Source organism: Streptosporangium sp. NPDC051022, assembly GCF_040683035.1.
Classification (GTDB): Bacteria; Actinomycetota; Actinomycetes; order Streptosporangiales; family Streptosporangiaceae; genus Streptosporangium.
In genome coordinates this window covers 148,636-174,623 of the sequence record NZ_JBFBCF010000016.1, presented here as the reverse complement: position 1 = coordinate 174,623, position 25,988 = coordinate 148,636, and the positions used below count along the sequence as shown (strand labels likewise).

Genomic DNA, 25,988 nt, shown 5'->3' with positions numbered 1-25,988 from the left:
ATCGGAGGGCATCCGGAGTTCCTCACTCACATCGCGGAGACAGCCGACCGGCGAGGAGCGCGGCGGGGCCGCCAGGCCACTCGCCGTACGTCTTCACATCTTCGGAGCGTGAGGCGCTCGCGGCCACGGAGTTCCCGGAGCATGGGAGGGCCGCGGGCGCCCCACGTGAGGGAGCCGCACGTGAAACGGCGTCGCACCTGAGGGTGCGACGCCGTTTTACGTGGTCTGGGGTCCGCGGCCCTGCCCGCCGCGGTCCTACTTGCGCTTGGCGATCTCCTCGGTCAGCTGCGGGACGACCTGGTTCAGGTCACCCACGACGCCGAAGTCGGCGAGCTCGAAGATCGGAGCCTCGGGGTCCTTGTTGATGGCGACGATCGTCTTGGCGGTCTGCATCCCGGCCCGGTGCTGGATGGCGCCGGAGATACCCGCCGCGATGTAGAGCTGCGGCGAGACGGTCTTACCGGTCTGGCCCACCTGGAACTGGTGCGGGTACCAACCGGCGTCGGTCGCGGCGCGGGAGGCGCCGACGGCCGCGCCGAGCGAGTCGGCCAGGGTCTCGATGATCGAGAAGTTCTCCGCCGAGCCCACGCCACGGCCGCCGGAGACCACGATCGCGGCCTCGGTGAGCTCGGGGCGGGCGCCCTTCTCCTCCTTGATCCGCTCCACGATCCTGGCGCCCTTGGCGGCGTCGGAGACGGTCACGGAGACCTGCTCCTCGGCGCCCGCCCCGGCGACGGCCTCGACCGGCGTCGCGTTCGGGCGGACCGCGATGACCGGGGTGCCCTTGGTGACGCGCGAGCGGACGTTGACGCCGCCACCGAAGATCGACTGGTCGGCGACAAGGCCGTCCTCGACGCCCACCGCGTCGGTGAGCACACCGGAGTCGATCTTGATGGCGAGCCGGCCCGCGATCTCCTTCGCCTCGGCCGTCGCGGCGACGAACACCGCGGCCGGGGACCTCTCGGAGACGAGCTGGGCCAGCAGCTCGGCCTTGGGGGCGACGACGTAGCCGTCGACGTCGGCGGAGTCGGCGACGTAGATCTTCTCCGCGCCGTGCTCGGCCAGCCTGGCCTTGGCCTCGGGGGAGTATCCCGAGCCCGCCCAGACCGCCGACGGCGCGCCCAGCTTGCGGGCGAGCGTCAGCAGCTCCAGCGTGACCTTCTTGACCTGACCTTCGACGTGCTCGACCAGAACGAGAATCTCAGACATATCAGCTAACCCCCGTTCTCAGACGAACTTCTTCGACGCGAGGAAGTCGGCGGCCTTCACGCCTCCGTCGCCCTCGTCCTTGACGATCGCGCCGGCCGCGCGGGGCGGGGCGACGGCGAAGTCGGCGACCTCGCTCCAGGAGTTGGCCAGGCCCACCTGGGAGGCGTCGATCTCGGCGTCGGCGACGCCGAGCTTCTCGACCGGCTTCTTCTTGGCCGCCATGATGCCCTTGAAGGAGGGGTAGCGCGGCTCGTTGATCTTCTCGACCACGGAGATGACGGCGGGCAGCGAGGCCTCGACCCTGTCGTAGCCGTAGTCGGTGACCCGCTGGACGGTGATCGTGCCCTCGTTCACCTCGACCTTCTTGGCGAAGGTGAGCTGCGGAACGCCGAGGCGCTCGGCCAGCATGGCGGCGAGCACGCCGGTGCGGGCGTCGGTCGACTCGGAGCCGAGCACGACCAGATCGAACCCGATCCTCCTGAGCGTCTGCGCCAGGGCGTACGAGGTGCCCAGGGCGTCGGAGCCGTGCAGCGCGTCGTCCACCAGGTGGACCGCCTTGTCCGCGCCCATGGCCAGGGCCTTGCGGATGGTGTCACTGGCCTTGTCGGGGCCCATGGTGAGGACGGTCACCTCACCCCCGTGCGCCTCCTTCAGGAGAAGCGCCTCTTCGACCGCGTACTCGCACAGCTCGTTGATGACGCCGTCGGCGGCGTCACGGTCGAGCGTCTTGTCATCGGACCTCAGCTTGCGCTCGGTCGCCGTGTCAGGGACCTGCTTCACGCAGACGACGATGTTCATGGCCGGTGGCCGACCTCCCGTGTTCGCGTGCGCCGCCGCGTCGCTGCGGTTGGCGCCGGATGCTCGCAACGCACACGCGGGGTACGTGCACGTGATGCCAAGACTGCCAGGTGCCCGGGGGCGGTGTGACAGTGGGTGGTCCGGCCGGGACTCTCCCCGCCCCCACCTCCCGACATCATGTTACCCATCGGTAGCTTAGGCGCAAACCTGCAGGTCGCACGGCTTTCGCCGGACAACCGGGCGCCCACCCGATCGATCACACCCTCCCACCATACCGAGCTATGTTCCAGATTTACGGCCGGGGCCCACTCAGCCGACGGCCCGGTCGCGAAGATCGTCCCGGTGACTCAGCTCGATGCCAGGATCGCAATCAGGACGAACAGGACAGTTCCCAGGGCCAGCGCGAGGGTGAGGGTGCTGAAGAACGTGCCGAGAACGCCCCAGAGCGCGACCGCGCCCGCACCGGCCGCCAGGTCGAGGATCGCGCGGGCCCGGTTCCGCCGGGCGAACAGCGCGATCCCCCCGTCGACGAGCATCACCGAGCCGTAGCCCGTGAGCAGCAGCAGCGAGAGCTCGGGCAGCGGGTTCCTGGCCGTCGCGGCCGCCAGCGCGACCAGCAGGCCGGTACCGACGACCCAGCGGCGGTGCACGACGACCCTGCGGCGCTCGTGGGCCTCTTCCGAGGAGAGCCTGCCCGGCCTGGGTCTGCTCCCGGGACGCCACTGCCTGGTGGTGAGGGCGTGCACACCGTTCTCCGCCCCCTGGAACCCGGCGTCCCCGGCCCCGGGAACGGCCCGCTCCCGCGGCGGCGCCTCCCGGACCACCGCCGGCTCCTGGACCCCCGCCGGCTCCTGGGCCCCCGCCGGGTCCTGGACCCCCGCGAACCCCAGCGCCACCGGCGCGGCGAGGTCCCGCCGGGGACGCCTCCGCTCGGCGTGGACCGCGGGGGCCTCGGCGTCCAGGCGGGCCAGCACCTCGCCCGCGGCGGGCCGGGCGGCCGGGTCACGCCGCATGCAGTCCTGGAGGATCGGCTCCAGCCAGCCGGGCACCCCCTCCAGATCGGGGGCGTGGTGAACGACGCGATAGCCGACCGCCGAGGCGGGGCCCGTGCCGTAGGGGTGGCGGCCTGTGGCGGAGTAGGCCAGCGTGGCGCCGAAGGAGAACAGGTCCGCCGCAGGGCCCGCCTCCACGCCCTCGAGCACCTCGGGTGCCAGGTAGCCGGGCGTGCCGAGGATCGCGCCCGACACCGTGACCGAGGCAGAGTCGAGCGCCGAGGCGATGCCGAAGTCGATCACGACGGGGTCGCCGTCGGTCAGTATCACGTTGGCGGGCTTCAGATCGCGGTGGACGACCCCGGCGGCGTGGACGGCGACCAGGGCCTCGGCCAGGCCGCGGGCGAGCCGTACGAGGTCCTCGGCCTCGACGGGACCGTCACCGGAGATCACCGCGCTGAGCGGGCGGCCCTGGACGTAGCGGGTGACGAGGTAGGGACGGGCGCCCTCCATCGAGGCGTCCAGGACCTCGGCGACGTACGGTCCCCGGACCCGCCGCATGGTCTCCACCTCGCGGGCGAGACGGGCGAGGGCGGTCGCGTCCGCCGCGACGTGCGGGTGCAGGATCTTGACCGCCACCGTGCGGCCGCCGGGATCCAGCGCCAGATGGACCTCGCCGAATCCGCCGGCGCCCAGGGTCGACAGCAGGTGGTACGGGCCGAGGCGTTCACCGTCGGTCGCTCCCATGCGGCTCCTTCCGGCCTGTCCCCTTCATCGTGCCTCAGTGAGGGCGATCTCGCACGGAGAGGTTCAAGAAATCGCCTGCGCCGGGACATGGGAAACAAAACAGGGAGGACGACACCGGCGGGGCGGCCACGGACGTGGTAGGGGTCCGTGGCCGCCCCGCCGGGGCGAAGATCCGAAACCGGCCTCAGAAGGTGACGAACCCGAGGCCGAGGCTGTCCATGAGGTTGTTGAACAGGCCGCGGACGAGGTCGATCGCCCCCATCTTGCCGTTGTTCACCTGCTGCTCCCAGGCCCCCGTCACCTGGCGGACGACGTGGGAGGGCTGCTCCCAGGGCACGAAGGAGGGGATCATCGTCACCGCGGCCATCACGACGAAGAACGCCAGCGTGCCCAGGACGATCGTGGTCACCATCGCGGCCCCCGGGCTGCGGATCACCCCGGTCAGCGCGCGGGAGACCGCCTTGCGCGGCTTGCGGCCGCCGGGCAGCACGAACAGCCCGGCCACGAACGCGCCCGCGGCGTAGGCCGCAGCGGGATCGGTCTTCATGCCCACCATGAACCTCAGGGCGCCCCACACGCACATGCCGAACATCGCGGCCAGCGGAGCCGTGATCAGCGTCGCGAACGCCGCCTTGATCAGCGCCCACGGGGTGCCGACCACCGCCAGCAGCGGGTCGGCCGCGCTGTTGCCCCGCACCGAGCGGCGCTCGGCCAGGTCCCCGAAGAGATATTCGCCCACCCGCAGGCAGAGCACCGCGACCAGCCCGATCACGCTTCCGATGACCGGCAGCACACAGGCCACCCCGACCACGATCGCCAGTAGCAGCAGCGCGGCCAGCGGGTGGCCGGTGCGGTACTGCGAGCGCTCCCGCTGCGGGGCCTGCGGCTGCGGCGCGGGCGGCGGCGTGTAGGGACGGGGCTCGACCGGCGGGGTGTAGGGCGGAGCCGTGGACTGCGGCGCGGGATATCCGGCGACCCGCTGGTCGGTGCGCGGCGTCGGCGGAACGGCCCGCTGCTGCGCCGAGGGCGGGGCCGGAACGTACGGCGGCGGCTGCGGAGCCGGGATGTAGGGCGGCGGGGCGTCGTCCGCCGGGCGGGACGGCTCGGAGCGCGGCCTGCGCTCGCGCCGCTCCGGCTTGGCGTACTCCACCGGAGGCAGCAGGTCGGAGTAGGTCCCGTCCTGCGGCAGCACCTGGGTGCCGTTCGCCGGGGGCGGCGGCGGGGTCCCGTCCAGGACGCGGGTGCCGTTCGCCGGGGGCGGCGGCGGGGCGCCGTCCAGCACCCGGGTGCCGTTCGCCGGAGGCGGTGGAGGCGGGGCCCCGTCCAGGACGCGGGTGCCGGTCACCGGGGGCGGCGGGACCTGACCGTCCAGGATCTTGGTGCCGTCCGGGTTGAGGATCCTGGTCCCCCCGTCGAGGACGCTGGTCGGCGGCGTCGTCTCGTGGAAGGCCGTCACCGTGGGGTCGAGGGCGCGCGCCATGCGCAGCAGTTCCTGCGCGCTCGGCCTGGCGGCCGGGTCGACGGCCAGGGCCCGCCGCAGCCAGCCGCGCAGCCAGACCGGCGCCAGGTCGACGTTGGCCCGGCCCTCCATGATGTTGAAGCAGACGACCTCGAAGCTGCCGGTGCCGAACGGCGGTTTGCCGGTCGCGCCGAAGAAGACCGTCGAGGCCAGCGCGTGCACGTCGGCCGCCTGGGTGATCTCGGAGTCCCGGATGATCTCCGGGGCGAGGTAGCCGGGCGTGCCGACGAACATGCCGGTCTGGGTCAGCCTGGTCGCGTTGACCAGGTGGGCGATGCCGAAGTCGATGACCAGCGGGTTGCCGTTGACGATCATCACGTTGGACGGTTTGAAGTCGCGGTGGATGACGTCGGCCGCGTGGATCGCCACCAGCGCCGCGCACAGGCCCCGGGTGAGCTTGACCACCTCGTGCGGCGGGAGCGGGCCGTCGGCGAGGACGACCTCCTCCAGCGTGCGGCCCGGCGCGAAGCGGGTCACGATGTAGGGCTGCCTGCCGGTCAGCTGGGCGTCGAGCACCTCCGCGACCTGCGGGCTGCGCACCCGCCGCATGGTCTCGACCTCGCGGGTGAGCCGGTCGCGGGCCTTGAGGTCGGCCGCCACGTGCGGGTGCAGGACCTTGACCGCCACCTCGCGCCCGTCCTCGTCGAGCCCGAGGTGGACGACTCCCATGCCGCCTTCACCGATCTGCCTGAGCAGCCGATAGGGCCCCAGCCGCTCAGGCGCCCGCGTCTCCCCCGTCATCGCGCCGCCTTAAGTTGTAGCTTGTCCAGTTCCCCCACCACCGTCTGGATGTTGATCGGCGTCCAGTGCGCCTGCCGTGCCCGCGCACCGACCGTGCCGGCGGCCAGGAACACCATCAGCGCCACCGCCACGCCCATCGCCGAGGCCGCGATGACGGCCGCGCCGCGTGAAGGCAGCAATGATGCCAGCGTACGTCGCATTTGCCGGTTTGGTCCCTCTACCCCGGGACCCGAGCAGACCGTCCACAGCGCGACCGCCGCGCCCCAGCTGAGCGCGTTGCCGGCCGTCATCCGCGGGACCAGCACGGTCAGCAGCAGCGTCACCGGCAGGCCGAGGATCAGCCCGTACGGCACGAGCGCGAGGGTGACACCCACCGACTTCAGGAGCGCGGCGGGCTGGCCGAGCACCCGGAAGACGTCGGCCGCGGAGTCCTCCGCGGAACGGCGGCCGTTGAGCTGGAGCTGGGCGATGTCGGCCGCGCGCAGCAGGATCACGGCCGGGATCACCACGGCGGCGACGAGGACCGGCGCGAGGACAGCCGCGACCGACACGGCGATCATCAGCAGCGCGCTCGCCACCCCGTACGCCTTGGAACGCTGCAACGCGTGGCCGTGGCGCCGGCCGGAGGAGGACGACGCGGACGACGCGGACGACCCGGACGACACGGGCGACCCGGGCGACCCGGGCGACACGGCCGCCTGCTGGTGAGGCCGCTCCTGATAGGGCTGGGGCTGTGACGGAGAGTAGGGATGGGACGGGACGTGGTGCTGCCGGACCTGCGGCGTCTGCTCGAACGAGGCGGGCTGGGCCGGGTAGGGCCGCGCGGACCCCGTGGCGGGCGGCTGCGGGGCGTTGCGGATGTACTCCTGCAGATCCTGGGGGCGGACGCGCTGGGTCGGGATGTCGCCGTCCGCCGCCGGCAGCGTGGTGCCGAAGCGGCCCTGGGCGTCCTGCGGCGGGCGCTCGCCGGTCGAGCCGGGAGAGCCCTGCGAGCCGGGAAAGCCGGAAGAGCCCTGGGAGCCGGGGAAGCCGGGGGAACCCTGGGAGCCGGGGGAACCCGGAGAGCCCGCGTGCCCGCCCGGCCCGGCGAACGCGCCGGGCCCGGTCGACAGGCTCCGGGTGGGGGCGTCCTGCGGGCCGAGCGCACCGGTCGGCAGGTCGTAGGAGGCCTGCTGGGCCGCCGCGGCCTGGCGCAGCTCGTCGGCCGTCACCCTGCGGGTCGGCCACGGGTCGGGCGCCTGCTGCTCACCGAGCAGCGAGACGTAGTCGTGCGTCTGGGGAGTCTGGGCCGGCGGCCAGGGCGCGGACGTCCCCGGCCTGATCGCCACCGGGGTCGGCAGGTCGCCGGGGTCGCCGGGCACACCGGGACGGCCCGGCGCGCCGGGCCCGGTGGAGCCACCGTGTACCCCGGGTCCCCCGTGCTCGCCCGACCGGCCCGGGACGCCGGAGCCCTGCCCCGGCTGGACGCCGAGGCCGGTGGGGACGTAGGGACCCGTGGGCGGACCGGGGTCGGCGAAGCGGGCCGGGACGTCCTGGCCGGGACGCGGCCCCAGGCCCGTCGGGACGTAGTGGCCGGTCGGCGGACCGGGATCCGCGGAACGGGCCGGGACGTCCTGGCCGGGACGCGGCCCCAGACCGGTCGGGACGTAGTGGCCGGTCGGCAGGCCCGCGCCCGTGGCCGGACCGGGGTTCCCGCCCGTGGGACGCGCGGAGCCGGGGTCGTCGAAGCCCGACACCGTGGCGATCTCGTCGGGCACCTGGGGACGGCGCCCGGCCAGCGGCAGCAGGCGCTCCAGCTGGGCGGTCAGCTCGGCCGCCCTCGGCCGCCTGGCGGGATCGCGGTGGAGCGCTCCCCGCAGCAGCGACTGCAGCGGCTGCGGGACCGCGTCCACGTTCGCCTTGCCCGCGGTGATGTTGTAGAAGATCATCTCCAGCGTGCCCTTGCCGAAGGGCGGCTGGCCGGTGGCCGCGAAGACCAGCGTGCCCGCCCAGGCGTGCACGTCCACCTCGGGCCCGGCCTCGTGCCCCTCGATGATCTCGGGGGCGAGGTAGCCGGGCGTGCCGATGAACATGCCGGTCTGGGTGAGCCGGGTGGCGTCGACGGCCTGCGCGATGCCGAAGTCGATGAGGACGGGCCTGCCGTCCAGGATGAGCACGTTGCCCGGCTTGAGGTCGCGGTGGATCACCCCGACGGAGTGCACCGCGGCCAGCGCGGCCGCCACCCCGTGGGCGACCTTGAGCAGCGCGGGCAGGTCCATGGGACCTTCCTGCTTGACGTGCTCGTCCAGCGGCTGGCCGGGAACGTAGCGGGTGACGATGTAGGGCCGGTGGCCCGTCACGTCGGCGTCGAGGACCTCGGCGATGTGCTCGCTGCGCACCCGCCGCATGGTCTCCACCTCACGGGAGAGCCTGCGCCGGGCCACGTCGTCGCCCGTCACCTCACTGCGCAGGACCTTCACCGCCACCTGCCGCCCGTGGGGGTCGACGGCGAGGTGGACAACGCCCATGCCGCCCTCGCCGAGCCGCCGGAGCAGTCGGTATGGGCCGAGTCGGTCGTCCTGATTCATGGCATGAAGAACCATACCGGCTTAAACACCGCCCATGAGATGAACCATCAGGCCATATTCTTCGATGGAATAACGTGTTCCAGGCCCCAACGGTTTCCCAAACCCGGGTAACACTCAATCTCTTTTCGGCGTCAGTTCGCCAGCTTGATCACCTGAGCCGTCTTCAGACCGGCCAGCACCGAACCCGGCAGCGCCACCTTGGAACGGCGGAAACCGCTGCCGATCACGACTCCCGGATGGGCCGCCACGGCCTCGTCGACGAGCACCGGCCACTCCTCCGGCAGCCCCAGCGGGGTGATCCCGCCGTACTCCATCCCCGTCAGCCCGACCGCGTCGTCCTGGGGCGCGAACGAGATCTTCCGCGCGTCCAGGTGCCGCCTGATCACACCGTTGACGTCGGCCCGCATGGTGGCCAGCACCATGCAGGCGGCGTAGCGGACCTCTCCGCCCCGCTTGGCCGCCACGATCACGCAGTTGGCCGACTCGTCCAGGCCCACGCCGTAGCGCTCGCAGAACGCCGCCGTGTCGGCCAGCCCCGGATCGATCTCGGCGACCCGCAGGCCGTCGGGATCGCCGAGCGCCCCGAGCTCGGCGACCGCCAGCGCCACCGGTCCGGCCAGCAGGTCGAGACGCTCCCCGGCCCGCACCCAGTCAAGTGTCCCGATCGTCATCGCCGTCTCCCCGCGTTCGTCCGAAACCGTCCCTGAGACTGTACGGCCGCCGCCCGCCGCTCAGGACGGGGTGGCCCGCAGGACCCGTTCGTGCAGCTCGGTGACGGTCCTCCTGGCCGACTCCATGGCCCCGGCCTGCCAGGCGACCAGGTGGGTGAGCCAGTCACCGGCGAAGTAGACCCGCCCGGCGGGACGCTGCAGGAGGGCGAAACCGCCCTCGTAGGAGGGCCAGCGGACCCAGCCGCCCTCAAGGTACGGCTGCCGGTGCCAGGCGATCGAGACGCTGGAGCGCAGGTCCGTCCGGTACTTCTCGCCGTGGATCTTCTTGCCCTGGGTGAGGGCGCGGGCGCGGCGTGCGCCGTGGGAGAGCCTGCCGTACAGCTCGGCGTTCTCCTCGGTGTTGTAGTAGCCGACGACCAGGCCGCTACGGGAGTGATAGCCGTGCGAGGGGTACCAGATGTGGGTGATGTCCAGGTCGGTCTCGGTGACCCCGCCGTAGATGCGGTCCTCGATCTCCCACCAGCGCCTGCCGTACTCCAGGCCGATCTTGCCGGCGGCGACCGGGACGGGGGTGCCGAGCGCGGCGGTGATCTCGGCGCCCAGGTTGTGCGGGAGGCGGGCGAGCAGGTTGGGCGGAAGGGCCGCGACGCAGTAGTCGGCGCGGAACGTGCCGCCCCGGTGGGTCACCTCGACTCCGTCCGGCAGGTTCTTCAGGCCGGTGACGGGCGTGCCCGTCCTGATCCGGTCCCGGCCGACCGCGGCGGCGAGCGCGGTCACGATCGCGTCCATGCCGCCGACCGGCTGGAACATGGGCATGGCCTGGTCGTAGCCGAAGTCCATGGTGATCGCCCGGCCCATGCCCGCGGCGAACACCTGGGCCAGCGAGGGCGGCACGCCGATGGGGAGGCCCGCGTCGACCCCGGGGTAGGTCACGAAGCCGCGGCGCGTCGAGCCCCGGTAGGCCAGGTCGGGGCCGAGGTCGCCGAAGCGCCGCAGGAACTCCGCGAGGCGTTCCCGGTCCTGCCGGGTGAGCCTGCGGTTCAGCGCGCCCGCGCCGCTCGCCTTGGCCAGCAGCTCGGCGACGTAGCCGTACATGTCGGCGCGGGCGGTGCGCGCCCTGACCGGGGCCGTCATGCCCCGCGTGTAGACGTAGGCGGAGGCGTTGTTGTTGACGAACGTCTCGATGGGCACGCCCAGCTCGCGGCAGTAGTCCATGGTGACCATCCACGGCGCGATCCGCCCGGCCCCGGCGTTGAAGTAGACGCCCTCCCCGAAGGCCGCCGTCTGGGGCCGCCCTCCGGTCTCGGTCAGCCGGTCGCCGCCGCGCAGCGTGAGGTTCCTGCCGCCCACCCGGTCCGCCGCCTCCAGGACCGTGCAGTCGTAGCCCGCCTTGCCCAGCTCGTAGGCACAGGTCAGCCCGGCGACCCCGGCGCCGAGGATCACCACCTTCGCCGCCCCCCTGCCGGTGAGGGAGAAGTCGGACGGCTGCGGCGGGACGAAGTCCCGCTGCGGGGAGTCGTGGGACTCCGGGGCCAGGCCCAGCGCCCCCATGGCCGCGAACATCGCCCCGGCCCCGCCCGCCGCGCCCACGCCGACCAGCAGCGCCCTGCGGGTCATCCCGCGTGCCCCGCCCGGCGTGCCGGGGCCGTTCGCGGTGCGCCGCTCTGTTTCCTCGGAGTCGTTCACGGGTTCTTCGCGCTCGTTCACGGGTGGTTCTTCGCGCTCGTTCAGGGGTTCTCGGGACTCGTTCACGGGCGGGGGCCGCACGCCTTCACGTCGTCCCCCACGTCTCGACCCGGCGCGCCTCGGCGGCGTTCATGAAGCCGACCTCGGCCGCCATGAAGTCGTGGACCTGCTTGCGCCACGGCTCGGGGATCTCCTCGACGGCCGGCCGGTAGCAGCGCTCCAGCCAGGCGGTCGACGCCACGGTCGCGCCGAGGAACTTCGCCGCCCTGCCGAAGACCGTGCCCTCGACGTCGGGAATCCTGGCGCAGCCGTACTCGATCATCTCCTGCCCGCCGTACGGCGGCGGCTCCTGCCACTTGCGGGCGACGGGGCGCTTCGGGCCGATCGTGGTGCGCAGCGGGCGTCGTTCGACGGCGGCCTGGATGAGCTCCTTGTAGAGGCACTTCCCGCAGGTGCCGCAGGGGCCGTCGACCCCGCGCAGGCACCAGCGGACCTGCGCGCGCAGGTCGGAGCCCAGGGCCAGCCGCATGGTGACGGCCTCGCTGACCCCGCCGACCGGGAGCACGATGTGCACCCCTGCGGCGGCGAAGGCGCGGCCCCACGCGCCGCGCGGGGCCCACATCGGGTTGTCCGGGGTGTATCTGAGCAGGTAGCGGTCCCCGCCCAGCCAGCGCGAGCCCAGCTCGTAGCCGAAGGCGAGGCCGCCGAGGTCGAGCTCGTCGGCCAGCAGCAGCGCCCCGGCGGCCACCGCGTGGTGCTCGGGGTAGCCGGGGCGGGGCTCGGCGAGCGTGAACTCCAGGTCGGAGCGGACGACGGTGAGCTCGCGCCCGGTCCGCTCGGCCAGCCGGGCCAGGACGTCGGAGCGGTAGTGGGTCCAGCGGTTGGGCACGCGCGGGTGGGAGACCCGCTGGAAGTGCACGAACGGCGCGTCGGGCAGCATCGCGGCCACGGCGACCGAGTCGGCGCCGCCGCTGTAGGAGATCGCCAGCCTGGTGCCGGAGCGCGGCGCGGCGCCGACCGGTCCGGCGTCGACCCCCCAGCCCTCGCGGAGGGCCTCGGCCAGTTCCGGCGAGATCGGCCGGTCGAAGGTGATCGCGCGCCGTGTCCACGGCGCGACGACGGTCCACGCGGCCAGGGCCGACAGGTCGGGGTGGATGTCGCGCGGCGCGCGCGGCAGCTCGACCCTGAAGGAGTTCGTGGCCAGCTTCAGGGGCTGGCCGTCGGCGCAGAACCCGGTGATGGAGTCCTCGGCGTCCAGCCGGAAGACGAGGTGCCGCACGGTGCCGTCGGCCGTCCAGGTCACCCTCATGCGGCGCTCCCGTCGCTCCCCGGCAGGTGGCCGCCGGCCCTCGCGACGATCGCCGGCAGGCGCTCGACGGCCCGCCCGGCGCCCGCCGGAGCGGAGGCGGAGACGGGGGCGGAGGCCGGTGCGGCACCGCCCGGCAGCCGTTCGACGGCCTGCCAGAGCAGCACCTCGTTCTGGAGCACCTGGTCCATGGCGACCGCGGTCTCCTGCGCCAGCCGGTGGGCGTCGTCCCAGCGCTTCACCTGGGCCTGGTCGGGACCGGTCCCAGCCACCTTCCTCTGGAGCGTCTCGACCTCGGCGCGCAGCGCGGTGACCTCCCGGCCCAGCGTCTGGACCGCCCAGAGCGCGTCCTTGATGTCCTGCCGATGGTCGGCCCGGGAGATGTATCGGGAGTCGAACCATCCACGCGCCGCGCGCCGCAACCGGACAGGGATCAGCGCGCGCGTCCACAACCGCACCATATTCCCGCACCATACCGGCAAAGCATGATCTACCATGACGGCCTCCCGGCATTCCCACGCTCCGCCGGGCCCGCCCGTTCCACGGGTTCCAAGGCCGCTGACCGGCCCCGCGAAGCCCGCCGGAGCCGGACGGCGGCCGTCCGGAGGGCCGGACGGCCGGGCCGCCCGGTGACCACTCGTTACCGTTCAGCCGCCGTTCGGTGACCGCTCAGCGGCCGATGAACTTCGCCTGGGCCTTCTCGGCGAAGGCGCGCATGCCGTTCCTGGCGTCCTCGGTGGCGAACAGCGCGGAGAACTGCAGGCGCTCGATCTCCAGGCCGCTGTCCAGGTCGACCTCCAGGCCGCGGTCGACGGCCTGCTTGGCGGCGCGCAGCGCCAGGGCGGGGCCGCCGACGAACCGGGAGGCGTAGGCGAGGGCCTCGGTGTGCACGTCGGCGTCGGGGACGACGGCGTCGACCAGGCCGATCCGCAGCGCCTCGTCCGCGGACACGTGCCGCCCGGTGAAGATGAGGGCCTTGGCCTTCGCCGGGCCGACCAGGCGCGACAGCCGCTGGGTGCCTCCCGCGCCGGGGATGATGCCGAGCAGGATCTCCGGCTGGCCGAGCCTGGCCGACTCGCCCGCGATCCTGATGTCGGCGCACAGGGCCAGCTCGCAGCCGGCGCCCAGGGCGTAGCCGGTGACGGCCGCGATGACCGGCTTGCCGATCCGCGCCACGGCGGTGAAGCAGTCCTGCAACGTCGCCGAGTGCGCGGCCATCTCGGCGTACGGCATGTCCGCCATCTCCTTGACGTCGGCGCCCGCCGCGAAGACACGCTCGCCGCCGTAGAGCACCACGGCGTACACCTCGGGGTCGGTGTCCACCCGCCGGGCGCACTCGGCGATCTCCTCCTGGGCCTGCCGGTTGAGGGCGTTCATCTTCGGCCGGTCGAGCCTGATCGTGGCGACCCCTTCGGCCTTCTCCACCCGTACGAACTCACCCATGGTCGTCCCTCCGCCGGAACCGTCATCACGCGAGCGCGGCGCACGAGCCCTGGCACACGGCCCACGGCACGTGAACACCGCCACGTCGAACCGTCACATCGACATGTCACACCGGCGCCGCGGCGCCGTCACACCGATCACTTCCCATCACCGCGGGACCGACAAGGATCATCCTGGATCACCTGAGGATCACCTGAGAATCACCGCCAGACCAACATAGGGCCCGGCTCACGTGACGGGCAGTACCAGGTCCCGGGTTCCCCCGGCGGGCTCGTCGAGGGTGGCGATCACCCGGCGGTAGACGCCCTCGTACCCGGTGGTCATCACCTCCACGTCGAAGTTGCCCGCGACGTGGGAGCGGCAGGCGTGCGGGTCGAGCGCGCCCGCCGCCTCCACGGCCTCGGGGAGCTCCTCGGCCCGGTCGCGGACGAACCCGGTGACCCCGTCGACGACCACCTCGGGCACCGCGCCCCGGCCCAGCGCGACCACCGGGGTGCCGCAGGCCATGGCCTCGATCATGACCATGCCGAACGGCTCCTCCCAGAGGATCGGGAACAGCAGGCAGCGGGCCGCCGCCAGCAGCTCGCGCTTGCGGGCGGTGTCGGCCTCCCCGAGATACTCGGCGTCGGGGCCGAGCCTGGGCTTGATCTTCCGCTCGAAGTAGGCGTGCTCCAGCGGCTCGGTGAGCTTGCCCGCCAGCAGGATCCGGCGCCCGGCCGCCCTGGCGACGTCGATGGCCAGGTGGGCCCCCTTGTCCTCGTTGAACCTGCCGAGCCACAGCACCCAGTCGTCCTTGTGCTCCCTGAAGGGGAAGGAGGCGGTCTCGACGGCGTTGTGGATCACCCCGGCCCAGTTGAGGTCGGGGGCGATCCGGCGCTGGGACTCGGAGATGCCGACCACGGACACCGCGACGCCCAGCGTCCGGTAGTACTCGCCCAGTTCGCCGTTCACCGGGCCGTGGCAGGTGACCACGGTCGGCACCGGGCGCGCCGCCGCGGTCAGCGGCCCGGCCAGCGAGTGGTCGTGCACGATGTCCGCCTCGATGTCGAGGGCCATGGTGTACGCCTTGGCGGCGTGCAGCACCTCGGGCATCGACTCGCCGACCCGCTCGGACGGCGGCAGGTCGTAGGTGGTCAGGAAGTGGGCCGGCGTCCCCGCGGGACCCGCCCCGATCAGGGTGATGTCGTGCCCGCGCCGTGACAGCCCGGCCACCAGCTCGGCCAGCATCGCCTCGATGCCTCCGTAGCCCTGGGGCGGCACGCCGTACCAGGGGGGAGCGATCATCACGATGCGCATCGCGTCACGCCACGCGGCGACACCTCTTGCGGCAATCATCTCTACCTCACCTACGGCCGTCCGGCCCGCCGAGAATCCGAGTCGACTGATGGAGCTGTCAGGGGATCTGTCGCAGGGCGGCCGCCGTGGGATGGCGCGGCTCGTTGAGCAGAGCGACCCCCTCCGGCAGGCCCGTGACCGAGACACCGGAGTCGGTGACCTCGATCGTGACGCGGGAGCCGTCCAGGGGAAGGCCGGTGACCCGCAGGCTCTCCAGCCCGACGGGGGCCAGCCAGACACGGCCGTGGGGGATCCAGGGGTCGAGACGGAGCAGGGTGCGGACGAGGTGGATGGGGGCCGCCGCGGCCCACGCCTGCGGGGAGCAGGAGGTGGGGTAAGGCACCGGCCGGGCGAACTCGGACCTGTCGAAGCCGCAGAACAGCTCGGGCAGCCGCCAGCCGAAGCCCTCGGCCGCCTCCAGCAGGCCGAAGGCGATCCGCTTGGCCTCTTCGGCGAAGCCGTAACGCATCAGGCCGGCCGCGACCAGGGCGTTGTCGTGCGGCCAGACGGAGCCGTTGTGGTAGCTCATGGGGTTGTAGGCGCCCATGCCGGAGGCCAGGGTGCGCACGCCGTACCCGGTGAACATCTCCGGCGAGAGCAGATGCTCGGCCACCGAGGCGGCCCTGTCCTCCTCGACGATGCCCGTCCACAGGCAGTGCCCCATGTTGGAGGCGAGGCTGTCGATGGGACGTCCGGCGCCGTCGAGCCCGATGGCGTAGTAGCCCCGGTCGGGCAGCCAGAAGCGCTCGTTGAACGCCTCGCGGATGCGCGTCGCGCGGGCGTTCCACTCCTCCTCCAGGGTGCTGTCGCCCGCCTGGTGGGCGAAGTGGGCGCGCGCGATGTAGGCGGCGTAGACGTAGCCCTGCACCTCGGCCAGCGCGATGGGCGGGCGGGCCAGGGTGCCGTCGGCGAAGTTGACGCCGTCGAAGGAGTCCTTCCAGCCCTGGTTGATCAGGCCCTGGTCGGTCTTGCGCCGGTAGGACAGGAACGGGTCGGCGGACCTGGTGATCCATTCGAGGGCGTCGTCGGCGTACGGCATGAGCTCCTCGACCGCCTGCCCGTGCATCCCCCAGCGGCGCAGCTCGCCCAGGAGCATCACGAACAGCGGGGTGGCGTCGACCGAGCCGTAGTAGGCGTGGCCGCCGTGCGGCGAGGCGCCGGTCTGCACGCCGAAGCGCAGCTCGTGCAGGATCCTGCCCGGCTCCTCCTCGGTGAGCGGATCGTCGACCTTGCCCTGCAGCCTGGCCAGGCGGCGCAGCGTGCCCAGCGCGAGGGACTGGTCGAGCGGCAGCGCCATCCACGAGGTCAGCAGCGAGTCACGGCCGAACAGCGTCATGAACCAGGGGGCGCCCGCCGCGATCGTCGGCGGTTCGTCCGGCCTGTCGGGCTCGAAGAGGCGCAGCGCCCCGAGGTCCTCCCGCGAGCGGCGGATCACCTGGGACAGGGTCCGGTCGGAGGTGGTGACGGACGGGCTGAGCCGTTCCCAGTCGGCGCGGCGCCTGGCGGGCTCGGCGTGTTCGAGCGGGTGGTGGGTGGAGAACCAGGCGGGCGACTCCTCCCCCTCCAGGATCGGGTTGACCTGGAGCGTCGCCTTCCACTCCCCCCGCGCGGGGACGACGACCCGGAAGATGAGCACGCCGGGCACGGCGAACGGCGCGGGATCGGTGATCACCCTGGTCCCGCGCGACCTGGTGGCCGAGAAGATCAGCAGTCCCGCCCGGTCGGCTGTCATCTCCACGTCGGCCACGTGCCTGATCCGGCCCGACTTCACCTCGAACAGATCGGCCACGTCGGAGCCGACGTGGATGTCGACCACGCATCCGGCGGGCTCCTCCGACAGGTTGCGCAGGATCAGGTCCTCGCGGAGACCGCCGCCGACGTATCTGTCCCTGATCACCAGCAGGCTGCTCTCGGCCCGCCCCGGACGCGGTACCGCCCTGCCGACGAACGTCGCGTGGTACGGCTCGCCCGTGAGCACCCGGAGCGGCTCGACCGGAGTCTCGTCCACCCGCAGCTCCCAGCGCGACAGCAGCCGGGTGTCGGCGTGGTAGACCCCCTGCGCGCCGCCCTGCAGGATGTCCCCGCTGTGCGCGCACACGCAGAAGGACCCGCCCTCGACCAGGGTCACCGCGCTGTCCCCCAGCGCGCCGGGCTGACCTTCGAACGTCCAGGCGTTCAATGTTCTCTCCGGACTCTGCTGCTTGTCGGTCCTTTAGCCATTCCCGCTCCACGACGGAAAGGAACTGATACGTGACGCTCCGTTAATACGTTTTGCCCGATAAGAGAGGTATGGACGGCACCGGGGAGGACCGGTTCACCGCCGCTTCCGCCGGGCCAGGGATCCGCCGACCTCGCCGAGGTCGAGGCGACGCCCGATGTCCGTATTCCGCAGGAGCTTCTTCAGGCGGTAGAAGTCGCGCAACCGGCCGTCCAGCGGGTATGCCGAGGAGATCGGCCCGGGATACGCCGGAGAGGTCCACCCGCCGCCGAGACCGGAGCCGAAGGGGGACAGGGACGGCAACGGCAGGGGACGGTCGCCCGGCCACACCTCCGTCGGCTGTGTCGTCCTCCCGAGGTTCACCGGGACGCCCGCGGGCCCGGCCGGCTCCCGCTCGAAGGGCAGGGGCACGACGGTCGCCAGGAACAGCCCGCCTATCAGCAGGGCGGCGGCCAGGCGTATCCGGAACTGCCCGCGGCCCTCCCGCTGTTCCTCGGCGTCGACGACGGGGGTGACGCTGATCGTCCCGACGGGCGCCGCGTTCCGCCGGATCCCCTCCGCGTCCTGGTCGAGCCGGGCTCCCGGGTCGACCCCGAGCGCGTGCAGGCGCAGCCGCAGCCGCCTGACCGCGGAGAGGTCGCCGCCGGCCGCCGCCGTCACGAGGTCGCGGATCTCCCCGACGGTGCCGCCCGCCGCGGCCAGGACCCCCGACGGGCTCCAGACCAGGCTGCCCTCCTCGCTCCAGGTCACCTCCCAGCGGGCCCGCCCCCGGGCGACCAGCGCCTGGCCGACCAGCGCGAACAGCGCGACGTCGAGCCGGGGAGAGTCCTCCCGCGCGTCCTTCCCCGCGGTCTCCCCACTCCCCCTCGGGACTCCCCCGGCGGACTCGTCGGGCCCGTCCTCCTCGGGAACGACGGCGTCGGCCAGGTACGCCGAAAGACGTCCGCCCCGGCCGCGGGCCAGCAGGTCCAGGACCGTCGCCAGCGCCGGCCGCGCGCTGCCGCCGACCTTGTGCGCGGCCCGTACGAGCCGCGCGACCGGCTCCGTCGCCCGGATCTCGGCCGCCGACTCCAGCCACTCCTCCCACGGGACCGTGTCCGGCGTGCCGGAGACACCGGGGAACAGGCAGCGCCGTACCGCCCCCGGATCCGGCCCCGGGCGGGCCAGGGTCTCGGCGGCGGGGACCGGGTCGCGTCCCTCCGCCGGGCCGTCGGCCGTGCCGGGTACGCCGAGCGCCCGCAGCCGCCGGTCCAGGCTGGGGTGGGAGTCGTAACGGAAGGGAGGCGGAGAAGGCGGGAACCGCCTCAGCTCCTCCAGCCTGTCACGGTAGCCGGGCGCGGCGAGCACGGCCGCGAACGCGGCCAGGGCATCGTCCGGGACACGTCCCCCGGCGCGCATCGGATCCAGGTGACGGACCCGGAACTCGCCCCACGCGACGGGCAGGACGACGGTGGAGCGCCGCAGCGCCTCGGCCGTGACCTCCGCGCCGACGCCCCGGGCCGCGGCGGCGTCCGCCTGGAGCTCCTGCCGCCGGTTGACGGCCGAGGAGAGCCAGAAGTACAGGCGGGCGTAGCCGAGGAAGGGCCACCAGATCCAGGAGACCGGGACGTTCGACTGCCGGGGGCCGCGCACGCCGGGGACGGGCCGCCGCGAGCGTTCGAGCCGGTCGAGGGTGGCCCGCAGCGCGAGGTGGCCCCGGTAGGTGACGGCGCCGAGCCTGGTGTGCGCGTGCGCGTAGTGCCCCAGCTCGTGGCAGAGCACCGCGCGCAGCTCACCGGCCGAGAGCCCGGCCAGCAGCGGCAGCCCGACGTACAGGCGCCGCGTCCCGCCGACGAGGCCGAGGAGTCTCGTCTCCTCGGCCACCTGGGCGTTGACCTCGCCGGTGAGCAGGATGGCCGAGGGAGGACGGGTGCCCACCTCCCCGGCCAGCTCCCTGACGGTGGCCCACAGGTCCGGCACCTGTTCGGGGGAGACCGGTACGACGTGCGGGTCGGGTCCCGCACCCGTGTCGGAGGAGAACAGGCCGCGCAGCACCCAGAACGTGGGGATGAGGGTCATCGCCATCATCACCACGCCGCCCGACAGCGGCCTGCCCAGGGAGATCGAGTCCCACACGATCAGGACGACGAGGCCGAGATCGACGACCACGAGCACCAGGCAGAGCAGGTACAGGCCCACGAGCAGCCCGAGCGCCAGGAGCGCGCGCAGCAGGATCACGGCCGTTCCCGCCCGCCGTAGGCGCGGGACGCCGAGACGATCACGCGGCGGACCCGCCCGACCCCGCTCCCGTCCGCTCCCCCGCCCCCGGCCCTCGCTTCCGACCTCGCTCCTGACCTCGCTTCCGGCCTCGCTCCTGACCTCATGCCGCCCCTCGATCCGGACCTGGTTTCGGAGCCCGTTTCGGACCTCGTGTCGATCCCGGACCCCGTTTCGGATCCTGTGCCGGTCCCGGATCCCGTTTCGGTCCCGGACCCCGTTCCGGTCCCGGAGTCCGCGCCGGATCCCGACTCCGCTTCGGCCTCGAACGCCTCGCGGAGCCAGCCCCAGGCGGTGCGCAGGAGCGCGACGAGCGGATCGTCGAGGTGGGCGTGCCCGTCGGCACCGAACAGGCCGGGCAGGCGGGTGAACCGCTCGCCGGGTTCCTTCGGCGGCCTCGCCAGTCCCAGCAGCCGCTCCAGCTTGCGGCGCGCCTGGAAGAGGTACACGGCCACCAGCGCGCTCCTGACGCCGAGCCTGTCGGCGACCTCCTTCTGCGACAGGCCGTAGACGCAGTGGGCGAGGACCACGATCCGCTCGCGCTCGCTCAGCGCCGACAGGGCGCCGAGGACCATCGTGACCTCGGCCGTCTGCTCGGGAGACGAGCACGGCCGCACCGGCACCCTCAGCTCGCCCGTCTCGCGCCGCCTGCGCCGGGCCGCCGTCTTCCACCACCGCCGCTGCATCGTGGTGTGGACCCACTTCTCGGCCGCCCTCGGCTCGTAGCCGCCGACGCGGTCCCAGCGCCTGAAGGCCTCCAGGTAGGCCTCCGCCATGGCGTCCTCGGCGTCCTGCGTGCTCCCGCAGATCATGGTCGCCCGGGTGAGCATGCGTGCCGACGTCTTCTCGTAGAACTCCTCGAACCCGGCCGGGTCCGATCGCGCGACGTTCTGCTCGGTCATCGTTCGCCCCTCCGCCGGAGGCCGGACGCCGAGGACCCCTGGAGACACACGACCAGCGTCCCCCCGCCCGTCCTGTGATCAATGATCACGGGCCCCGCTCCCGCCTGGACCCGCACCACCGTGACCTGACCGCGTGCCTCGCCCTCGTCGAGCGGGCGCACGCGGTACAGGATCATCAACAGCACCAGCCTGACCGCGCCCGCCACCATGGCGAGAACGACCGGATCGCTCATCGTGAGACCGCCTCTCCAGCCCGGGTTACGGCCGGCGCTCCGAGCGCCGGCCCCGTGCTTTCAAAAAGGCCTCCGCGGCGAGAAATCTTTAGGCGGAGTCGACCCGATTCTCATCGGCACGTGGGCCCCGTCCGGCCGCTCCCCCTCGGAGGAGGCGGCCGTCCGCGGGACCACCAAGCGTCAGTAAAGCATCACCCTGCGCCGATCCAGCGGGAAAAGGGGATTTCCCGCTCCGGATCCGGCCGGAGGCGCCGTCGCTCAGCGCAGGGTGCCGTTCGTCATGCCGACGGGCTCCTCGGGGACCGCGATCAGGCCCAGCTCAGCGGTCGAGGCCACGAGCGGGTGGTGGGGCACCACCCGGACGGTGTAGCCGAAGGAGCCGGTGCGATCCAGCGGGACCGCCCCGGCGAAGACCGCCTTGCCGTCGTCGGCCTCCGTCTCCAGGGTCAGGTCGGCGTAGGCCGGGCCGACCAGTTCGTCGTGGAGCCCCACCAGGCCGTAGGCGGCCTGGACCCGGATGTCCGAGGGCTGCAGCTCGCCCAGGGCGATGGTCGCCCGCAGCTCCAGGGACGCCCCGACCTCGGGGGTGTCGCCCAGGTTCGAGGCCTCGACGTGCTCGACCCGCACCCCCGGCCATGCCTGGTGGACCCGGAGCTTCCAGGCGGCGAAGTGCTTGGCCGGTTCGTAGGCGTCGGCGGACAGGGCCCGCGCGGACCCGGCCGCCGGGGCGTACAGGCCGATCACGTAGTCGCGCAGCATCCGCCCCGCCAGGACCTTGGGGCCCAGCGATGTGAGGGTGTGCCGGACCATCTCCAGCCAGCGCAGCGGCAGGCCGTCCGAGGCGCGATCGTAGAACCGGTCGGCCACCTCGTGCTCGATCAGGTCGTAGAGCGCGTTGGCCTCCAGCTCGTCACGGCGGTCGTGGTCGGCGACGCCGTCCGCGGTGGGGATGGCCCAGCCGTTGGTGCCGTCGTACCACTCGTCCCACCAGCCGTCGCGGATGGACAGGTTGAGCCCGCCGTTCAGCGCGGCCTTCATCCCGGAGGTACCGCACGCCTCCAGCGGGCGCAGCGGGTTGTTCATCCACACGTCGCAGCCCTGGACGAGCAGCTGGCCCAGGGCCATGTCGTAGTCGGGCAGGAAGACGATGCGGTGCCGGACGTCCTCCTCGTCGGTGAACTTCACGATCTGCTGGATGAGCTTCTTGCCGCCCTCGTCGGCCGGGTGCGCCTTGCCCGCGATCACGATCTGGACTGGCTTGTCCGGGTCGAGCAGCAGCTCGCGGAGTCGCTCGGAGTCGTTCAGCATCAGGGTGAGCCGCTTGTAGGAGGGCACCCGGCGCGCGAAGCCGATGGTCAGCACGTCGGGGTCGAGGGCGTCGTCGATCCAGCCCAGCTCGGCGCGCGAGGCGCCCCTGGCGAGCCAGGACTCCCGCAGCCGTTTCCTGGCCGCCTCGACCAGGCGGGCCCGCAGCCTGCCCCTGATCCCCCAGACGTCCACGTCGGAGATCTTGTTGACACCCTCCCAGCCCTGGGCCCGCTCGACCAGGGTCGGCAGCTCCCGTCCGGCCAGTTCCATGATCTCGCGGCCGACCCAGGTCGGCGCGTGCACGCCGTTGGTGATCGACCCGATCGGGACCTCCTCGGTGTCGAAGCCCGGCCACAGGCCCTGGAACATCTCCCGGCTGACCTCGCCGTGCAGCTCGGAGACCCCGTTGACCCGCTGGGCCAGGCGCATGCCCATCGCGGCCATGTTGAACTTGCCGGGCTCGTCCTCGGAGCCGAGCTCCAGGATGCGGTCGACCGGGACCGTCGGCCAGGTGTTGTCGCCCCCGAACTGGCGGGCGATCATCTCGGCCGGGAAGCGGTCGATCCCGGCGGGGACGGGGGTGTGGGTGGTGAAGACCGTCCCGGCGCGGACCGCCTCCAGTGCCTCGTCGAAGGAGAGCCGGGCCTCGGTCAGCTCGCGGATGCGCTCCAGGCCGAGGAAGCCGGCGTGGCCCTCGTTGGTGTGGAAGACCTCGGGCTCGGGATGGCCGGTGACACGGCAGTAGGCCCGGATCGCCCGGACGCCGCCGATGCCCAGCAGCAGCTCCTGCATCAGGCGGTGGTCGGTGCCGCCGCCGTACAGGCGGTCGGTGACGTCGCGGGCTGCGGGGTCGTTCTCCGCGACGTCCGAGTCGAGCAGCAGCAGCGGGACCCGGCCGACCTGGGCCACCCACACCTGGGCGTGCAGGGTGCGCCGGTCGGGCAGGCCGATCGCGATCCGGACCGGCGTGCCGTCCTGCTCCTTCAGCAGGGTCAGCGGCAGCCCGCCCGGGTCGAGGGAGGGGTAGTGCTCCAGCTGCCACCCCTCCGGGGAGAGGGACTGGGTGAAGTAGCCGTGGTGGTACAGCAGACCGACGGCGAGGATCGGCACGCCGAGGTCGCTGGCGGCCTTGAGGTGGTCGCCCGCCAGGATGCCCAGGCCGCCGGAGTACTGGGGCAGCGCGGCGGCGATGCCGTACTCGGGGGAGAAGTAGGCGACGGCCGCTGGAGCGTCGGGAATGGTTTGGTACCAGCGGGGCGCGGTCATGTATTCGCGGAGGTCGTCGGCCGCGTCGGCGACCCGCCTGAGGAAACGACGGTCGGAGGCCAGCTTGCGGAGGCGTCCCGCGTCAACGGCGCCGAGCAGGGCGACCGGGTCGTGGCCGACCCGCTGCCATATGTCCGGATCCACTTCGGCGAAGAGGTCAAGGGTTTCGGGGTGCCATGACCAACGCAGATTGTGCACAAGCTCGCCGAGGGCGGCCAGCTCCGGTGGAAGAACGGTGCGGACGGTGAACCTACGGATTGCTCTCACGCTGCCAGACCCTAGTTACTCAGCGCCACGACGGCGACCCGGACACTCACGCGTCTCCCCCTCACCGCTATCAATCGGCTCCAAACACGCCAGGGAGGAGTTAGTCGAGATGAGAACAACTCGCCGAACGGTAAGACGTCCCGCACTCTTCCACCTACACGCATGAAGATGGACTATTGGGGCAACGCATCTATGGGTCGCGACGCCCCGCCCCTGGGAAATCGGCCGTCCACGCGGAGACAGGGCCCCACCCTGCCCCCAGGCCGGTGACCGGGGGGCGTTTTGAAGAAGCGAAGATCTTTTCTTGTCGACTTTTTCGGCGGCACCGGGCGTGCCGTCGCTACCTTGAGACGCGATGATCGGACGAATTCCAATCCAGGACATCCAGCCTACGGTCGAGTGCGGGCGCTACCCCGCCAAGGCGGCCGCGGGTGAGACCTTCGAGATCACCGCGACCGTGTTCCGCGAGGGACACGACGCGGTGGCCGCCGGTGCCGTGCTGACGGGACCGGACGGCGTGCGCGGCCCGCTGCTGCCCATGCGCGAGCTGGCACCGGGCACCGACCGCTGGGGTGTCGAGGTGACGCTGCCGGCCGAGGGCGAGTGGCACTTCCGCGTCGAGGCCTGGGGCGACCCGATGGCCACCTGGCTGCACGACGCGGGCATCAAGATCCCGCGTGACCTGGACGCCGAGCTGATGTGCGAGGAGGGCGCCCGGCTCTTCGACCGTGCCGCCAAGGCCGTACGGCCCGCCGACTGCGCGTCCCAGGGCGGCAGGGGCACCGGGACCGGGACGCCGGCCGGCCGGGCCTCGGGCAGGGGCGCCAAGGCGGCGGCGGCCTCGGCGACGTCGCGGGGGAAGACCGCGCAGGCCCCCGTGTGCGGGCACCGGGCCGCGCTGCAGGCGGTGGCCGCCAAGCTGCGCGACAAGAACCTCGACCCCCGTGCCCGATACGCGGTCGCCCGGCTTCCCGAGACGGCCGAGCTGCTGCGGGCGCACCCGCTGCGCGAGCTGGTGACCCGCTCCGCCAGGCGGGTGGTCAAGGTCGACCGGCGCAGGGCGCTGTTCGGGTCCTGGTACGAGTTCTTCCCGCGCTCCGAGGGGGCGATCGTCGACCGGGACGCCGCTCCCAAGTCCGGAAATTTCAAGACCGCCGCGAGCCGGCTGCCCGCCGTCGCCAGGATGGGCTTCGACGTCGTCTACCTGCCCCCGATCCACCCGATCGGGCACAGCTTCCGCAAGGGCCGCAACAACACCCTGACGCCCGAGCCGTACGATCCCGGCTCGCCCTGGGCGATCGGCTCGGAGGAGGGCGGGCACGACGCCATCCACCCCGACCTCGGCACCTTCGACGACTTCGACGCCTTCGTGGCCAAGGCCCGCGAGCTGGGCATGGAGATCGCCCTCGACCTGGCCCTGCAGTGCGCGCCCGACCACCCCTGGGTCAGGGAGCACCCGGAGTGGTTCAACATCCGCGCCGACGGCTCGATCGCCTACGCCGAGAACCCGCCGAAGAAGTATCAGGACATCTACCCCCTGAACTTCGACAAGGACCCCGAGGGGATCTACGCCGAGGTCAAGCGGGTGGTGCGGCTGTGGATGGACCACGGCGTGCGGATCTTCCGGGTCGACAACCCGCACACCAAGCCGGTGGAGTTCTGGGAGCGGCTGACGGCCGACATCGCCTCGACCGATCCGGACGTGCTGTTCCTGGCCGAGGCCTTCACCCGGCCCCCGATGATGCACGCGCTGGCCAAGGTCGGCTTCCACCAGTCCTACACGTACTTCACCTGGCGCAACACCCGGCCGGAGATCGAGGAGTATTTCACCGAGCTCTCCCACCGGACCTCGAACTTCCTGCGGCCGAATGTGTTCGTTAACACACCGGACATTCTCCACGAATACCTCCAACACGGGGGAGTCGCGGCATTCAGGATTAGAGCCATTCTCGCGGCGATGTCGATGCCGACGTGGGGTGTCTACGCGGGCTATGAACTTGCGGAGAATGTCCCGGTTCGACCCGGTAGTGAAGAATACCTAGATAGCGAGAAATATCAGTACAGACCTCGCGATTGGGTCGAGGCTGAACGAGAGGGCCGTAGCCTGGCGCCTCTGATCACGCAACTTAATTTGTTGCGAAGAGCACACCCGGCGCTCCAGGAACTGCGTAACCTACGATTCCACAGCGTCGACCATCCGGACATCGTCTGCTTCTCCAAGCGGCTGCCCGGCGCCTATGACACGGCCACACGACGGCACGGCCAGGGCGACGTGGTCCTGACTGTCGTGAACCTCGATCCGCACCACACCCACGAGGCGACGGTTTCGCTGGACATGCCCGCCCTGGGTCTCGACTGGAACGCCGAGTTCGTCGTGGACGACGAACTCTCCGGTGAGAGCTACCACTGGCGACAGTCCAACTACGTGCGCCTCGATCCTCATATCCACTCAGCACACATCTTCACTCTGCGTGCCACGGCGAACCAGCGGTGAGCCGGCCGGGTACGCATACCGGCAAACAGC

Annotated in this window: 17 protein-coding genes; 1 reads left to right on the top strand and 16 read right to left on the bottom strand. The window is 72.3% G+C overall.

Annotation, left to right across the window (positions count from 1 at the left end; all coding sequences use genetic code 11):
* Positions 1 to 255: 255 nt before the first annotated feature.
* From AB0N02_RS25450 to glgP, 16 genes are all read right to left on the bottom strand, one after another.
* Entirely contained in the window at positions 256 to 1,209 is a 954-nt protein-coding gene (locus tag AB0N02_RS25450) for an electron transfer flavoprotein subunit alpha/FixB family protein (protein WP_363951156.1), read from the bottom strand.
* Positions 1,210 to 1,227: 18 nt separating this feature from the next.
* Positions 1,228 to 2,007 (bottom strand): electron transfer flavoprotein subunit beta/FixA family protein, encoded by a 780-nt coding sequence (locus AB0N02_RS25445; RefSeq protein WP_363951154.1) that lies wholly within the window; start codon positions 2,005 to 2,007, stop codon positions 1,228 to 1,230.
* Positions 2,008 to 2,354: 347 nt separating this feature from the next.
* Positions 2,355 to 3,746, bottom strand: a complete 1,392-nt coding sequence (locus tag AB0N02_RS25440) for a serine/threonine-protein kinase (RefSeq protein WP_363951152.1) — start codon at positions 3,744 to 3,746, stop codon at positions 2,355 to 2,357.
* 184 nt (positions 3,747 to 3,930) lie between these two features.
* The gene (locus tag AB0N02_RS25435; protein ID WP_363951150.1) at positions 3,931 to 6,006 is read right to left on the bottom strand and encodes a serine/threonine-protein kinase; all 2,076 of its coding nucleotides are present in this window, start codon (positions 6,004 to 6,006) and stop codon (positions 3,931 to 3,933) included.
* Positions 6,003 to 8,573 (bottom strand): protein kinase, encoded by a 2,571-nt coding sequence (locus AB0N02_RS25430; protein ID WP_363951148.1) that lies wholly within the window; start codon positions 8,571 to 8,573, stop codon positions 6,003 to 6,005. The genes AB0N02_RS25435 and AB0N02_RS25430 overlap by 4 nt, the downstream gene beginning before the upstream one ends.
* A 131-nt stretch (positions 8,574 to 8,704) precedes the next feature.
* On the bottom strand, positions 8,705 to 9,244 hold the full coding sequence (locus AB0N02_RS25425; protein ID WP_363951146.1) for a YbaK/EbsC family protein: 540 nt from the start codon (positions 9,242 to 9,244) through the stop codon (positions 8,705 to 8,707).
* A gap of 60 nt (positions 9,245 to 9,304) precedes the next feature.
* On the bottom strand, positions 9,305 to 10,951 hold the full coding sequence (locus AB0N02_RS25420) for an FAD-dependent oxidoreductase (RefSeq protein ID WP_363951144.1): 1,647 nt from the start codon (positions 10,949 to 10,951) through the stop codon (positions 9,305 to 9,307).
* A gap of 64 nt (positions 10,952 to 11,015) precedes the next feature.
* Complete coding sequence (locus AB0N02_RS25415; RefSeq protein WP_363951141.1) at positions 11,016 to 12,239, bottom strand: DUF6395 domain-containing protein; 1,224 nt, start codon at positions 12,237 to 12,239, stop codon at positions 11,016 to 11,018.
* The gene (locus AB0N02_RS25410; RefSeq protein ID WP_363951138.1) at positions 12,236 to 12,697 is read right to left on the bottom strand and encodes a hypothetical protein; all 462 of its coding nucleotides are present in this window, start codon (positions 12,695 to 12,697) and stop codon (positions 12,236 to 12,238) included. The genes AB0N02_RS25415 and AB0N02_RS25410 overlap by 4 nt, the downstream gene beginning before the upstream one ends.
* Before the next feature lie 208 nt (positions 12,698 to 12,905).
* The gene (locus AB0N02_RS25405; protein ID WP_363951135.1) at positions 12,906 to 13,679 is read right to left on the bottom strand and encodes an enoyl-CoA hydratase-related protein; all 774 of its coding nucleotides are present in this window, start codon (positions 13,677 to 13,679) and stop codon (positions 12,906 to 12,908) included.
* 228 nt (positions 13,680 to 13,907) lie between these two features.
* Positions 13,908 to 15,014, bottom strand: a complete 1,107-nt coding sequence (locus AB0N02_RS25400) for a glycosyltransferase family 4 protein (protein WP_363951133.1) — start codon at positions 15,012 to 15,014, stop codon at positions 13,908 to 13,910.
* A gap of 58 nt (positions 15,015 to 15,072) precedes the next feature.
* Positions 15,073 to 17,193 (bottom strand): glycogen debranching N-terminal domain-containing protein, encoded by a 2,121-nt coding sequence (locus AB0N02_RS25395; RefSeq protein WP_363951131.1) that lies wholly within the window; start codon positions 17,191 to 17,193, stop codon positions 15,073 to 15,075.
* Between the two features lie 135 nt (positions 17,194 to 17,328).
* Positions 17,329 to 19,449, bottom strand: a complete 2,121-nt coding sequence (locus AB0N02_RS25390; protein WP_363951129.1) for a M48 family metallopeptidase — start codon at positions 19,447 to 19,449, stop codon at positions 17,329 to 17,331.
* Positions 19,446 to 20,390, bottom strand: a complete 945-nt coding sequence (locus tag AB0N02_RS25385; RefSeq protein WP_363951126.1) for a sigma-70 family RNA polymerase sigma factor — start codon at positions 20,388 to 20,390, stop codon at positions 19,446 to 19,448. The genes AB0N02_RS25390 and AB0N02_RS25385 overlap by 4 nt, the downstream gene beginning before the upstream one ends.
* Positions 20,387 to 20,623 carry a hypothetical protein gene (locus AB0N02_RS25380; RefSeq protein WP_363951125.1) on the bottom strand — a complete coding sequence of 79 codons (237 nt, stop codon included), beginning with the start codon at positions 20,621 to 20,623 and terminating at the stop codon, positions 20,387 to 20,389. The genes AB0N02_RS25385 and AB0N02_RS25380 overlap by 4 nt, the downstream gene beginning before the upstream one ends.
* A gap of 258 nt (positions 20,624 to 20,881) precedes the next feature.
* Positions 20,882 to 23,464: an alpha-glucan family phosphorylase gene (gene glgP, locus AB0N02_RS25375; RefSeq protein ID WP_363951122.1), complete on the bottom strand. Its 2,583-nt coding sequence runs from the start codon at positions 23,462 to 23,464 to the stop codon at positions 20,882 to 20,884.
* 355 nt (positions 23,465 to 23,819) lie between these two features.
* Between glgP and AB0N02_RS25370 the strand changes: the two genes are divergently transcribed.
* Positions 23,820 to 25,958 carry an alpha-1,4-glucan--maltose-1-phosphate maltosyltransferase gene (locus tag AB0N02_RS25370; protein WP_363951119.1) on the top strand — a complete coding sequence of 713 codons (2,139 nt, stop codon included), beginning with the start codon at positions 23,820 to 23,822 and terminating at the stop codon, positions 25,956 to 25,958.
* Positions 25,959 to 25,988 lie beyond the last annotated feature (30 nt).

Bases quoted from the DNA above. Each gene is read 5' to 3' on its own strand.
- AB0N02_RS25370 (WP_363951119.1), top strand. From the start codon at position 23,820: ATGATCGGACGAATTCCAATCCAGGACATCCAGCCTACGGTCGAGTGC.
- AB0N02_RS25440 (WP_363951152.1), bottom strand. From the start codon at position 3,746: ATGGGAGCGACCGACGGTGAACGCCTCGGCCCGTACCACCTGCTGTCG.
- AB0N02_RS25400 (WP_363951133.1), bottom strand. From the start codon at position 15,014: ATGATTGCCGCAAGAGGTGTCGCCGCGTGGCGTGACGCGATGCGCATC.
- AB0N02_RS25450 (WP_363951156.1), bottom strand. From the start codon at position 1,209: ATGTCTGAGATTCTCGTTCTGGTCGAGCACGTCGAAGGTCAGGTCAAG.
- AB0N02_RS25385 (WP_363951126.1), bottom strand. From the start codon at position 20,390: ATGACCGAGCAGAACGTCGCGCGATCGGACCCGGCCGGGTTCGAGGAG.
- AB0N02_RS25430 (WP_363951148.1), bottom strand. From the start codon at position 8,573: ATGAATCAGGACGACCGACTCGGCCCATACCGACTGCTCCGGCGGCTC.
- AB0N02_RS25435 (WP_363951150.1), bottom strand. From the start codon at position 6,006: ATGACGGGGGAGACGCGGGCGCCTGAGCGGCTGGGGCCCTATCGGCTG.
- AB0N02_RS25380 (WP_363951125.1), bottom strand. From the start codon at position 20,623: ATGAGCGATCCGGTCGTTCTCGCCATGGTGGCGGGCGCGGTCAGGCTG.
- AB0N02_RS25425 (WP_363951146.1), bottom strand. From the start codon at position 9,244: ATGACGATCGGGACACTTGACTGGGTGCGGGCCGGGGAGCGTCTCGAC.
- AB0N02_RS25415 (WP_363951141.1), bottom strand. From the start codon at position 12,239: ATGAGGGTGACCTGGACGGCCGACGGCACCGTGCGGCACCTCGTCTTC.
- AB0N02_RS25410 (WP_363951138.1), bottom strand. From the start codon at position 12,697: ATGGTGCGGTTGTGGACGCGCGCGCTGATCCCTGTCCGGTTGCGGCGC.
- AB0N02_RS25405 (WP_363951135.1), bottom strand. From the start codon at position 13,679: ATGGGTGAGTTCGTACGGGTGGAGAAGGCCGAAGGGGTCGCCACGATC.
- AB0N02_RS25445 (WP_363951154.1), bottom strand. From the start codon at position 2,007: ATGAACATCGTCGTCTGCGTGAAGCAGGTCCCTGACACGGCGACCGAG.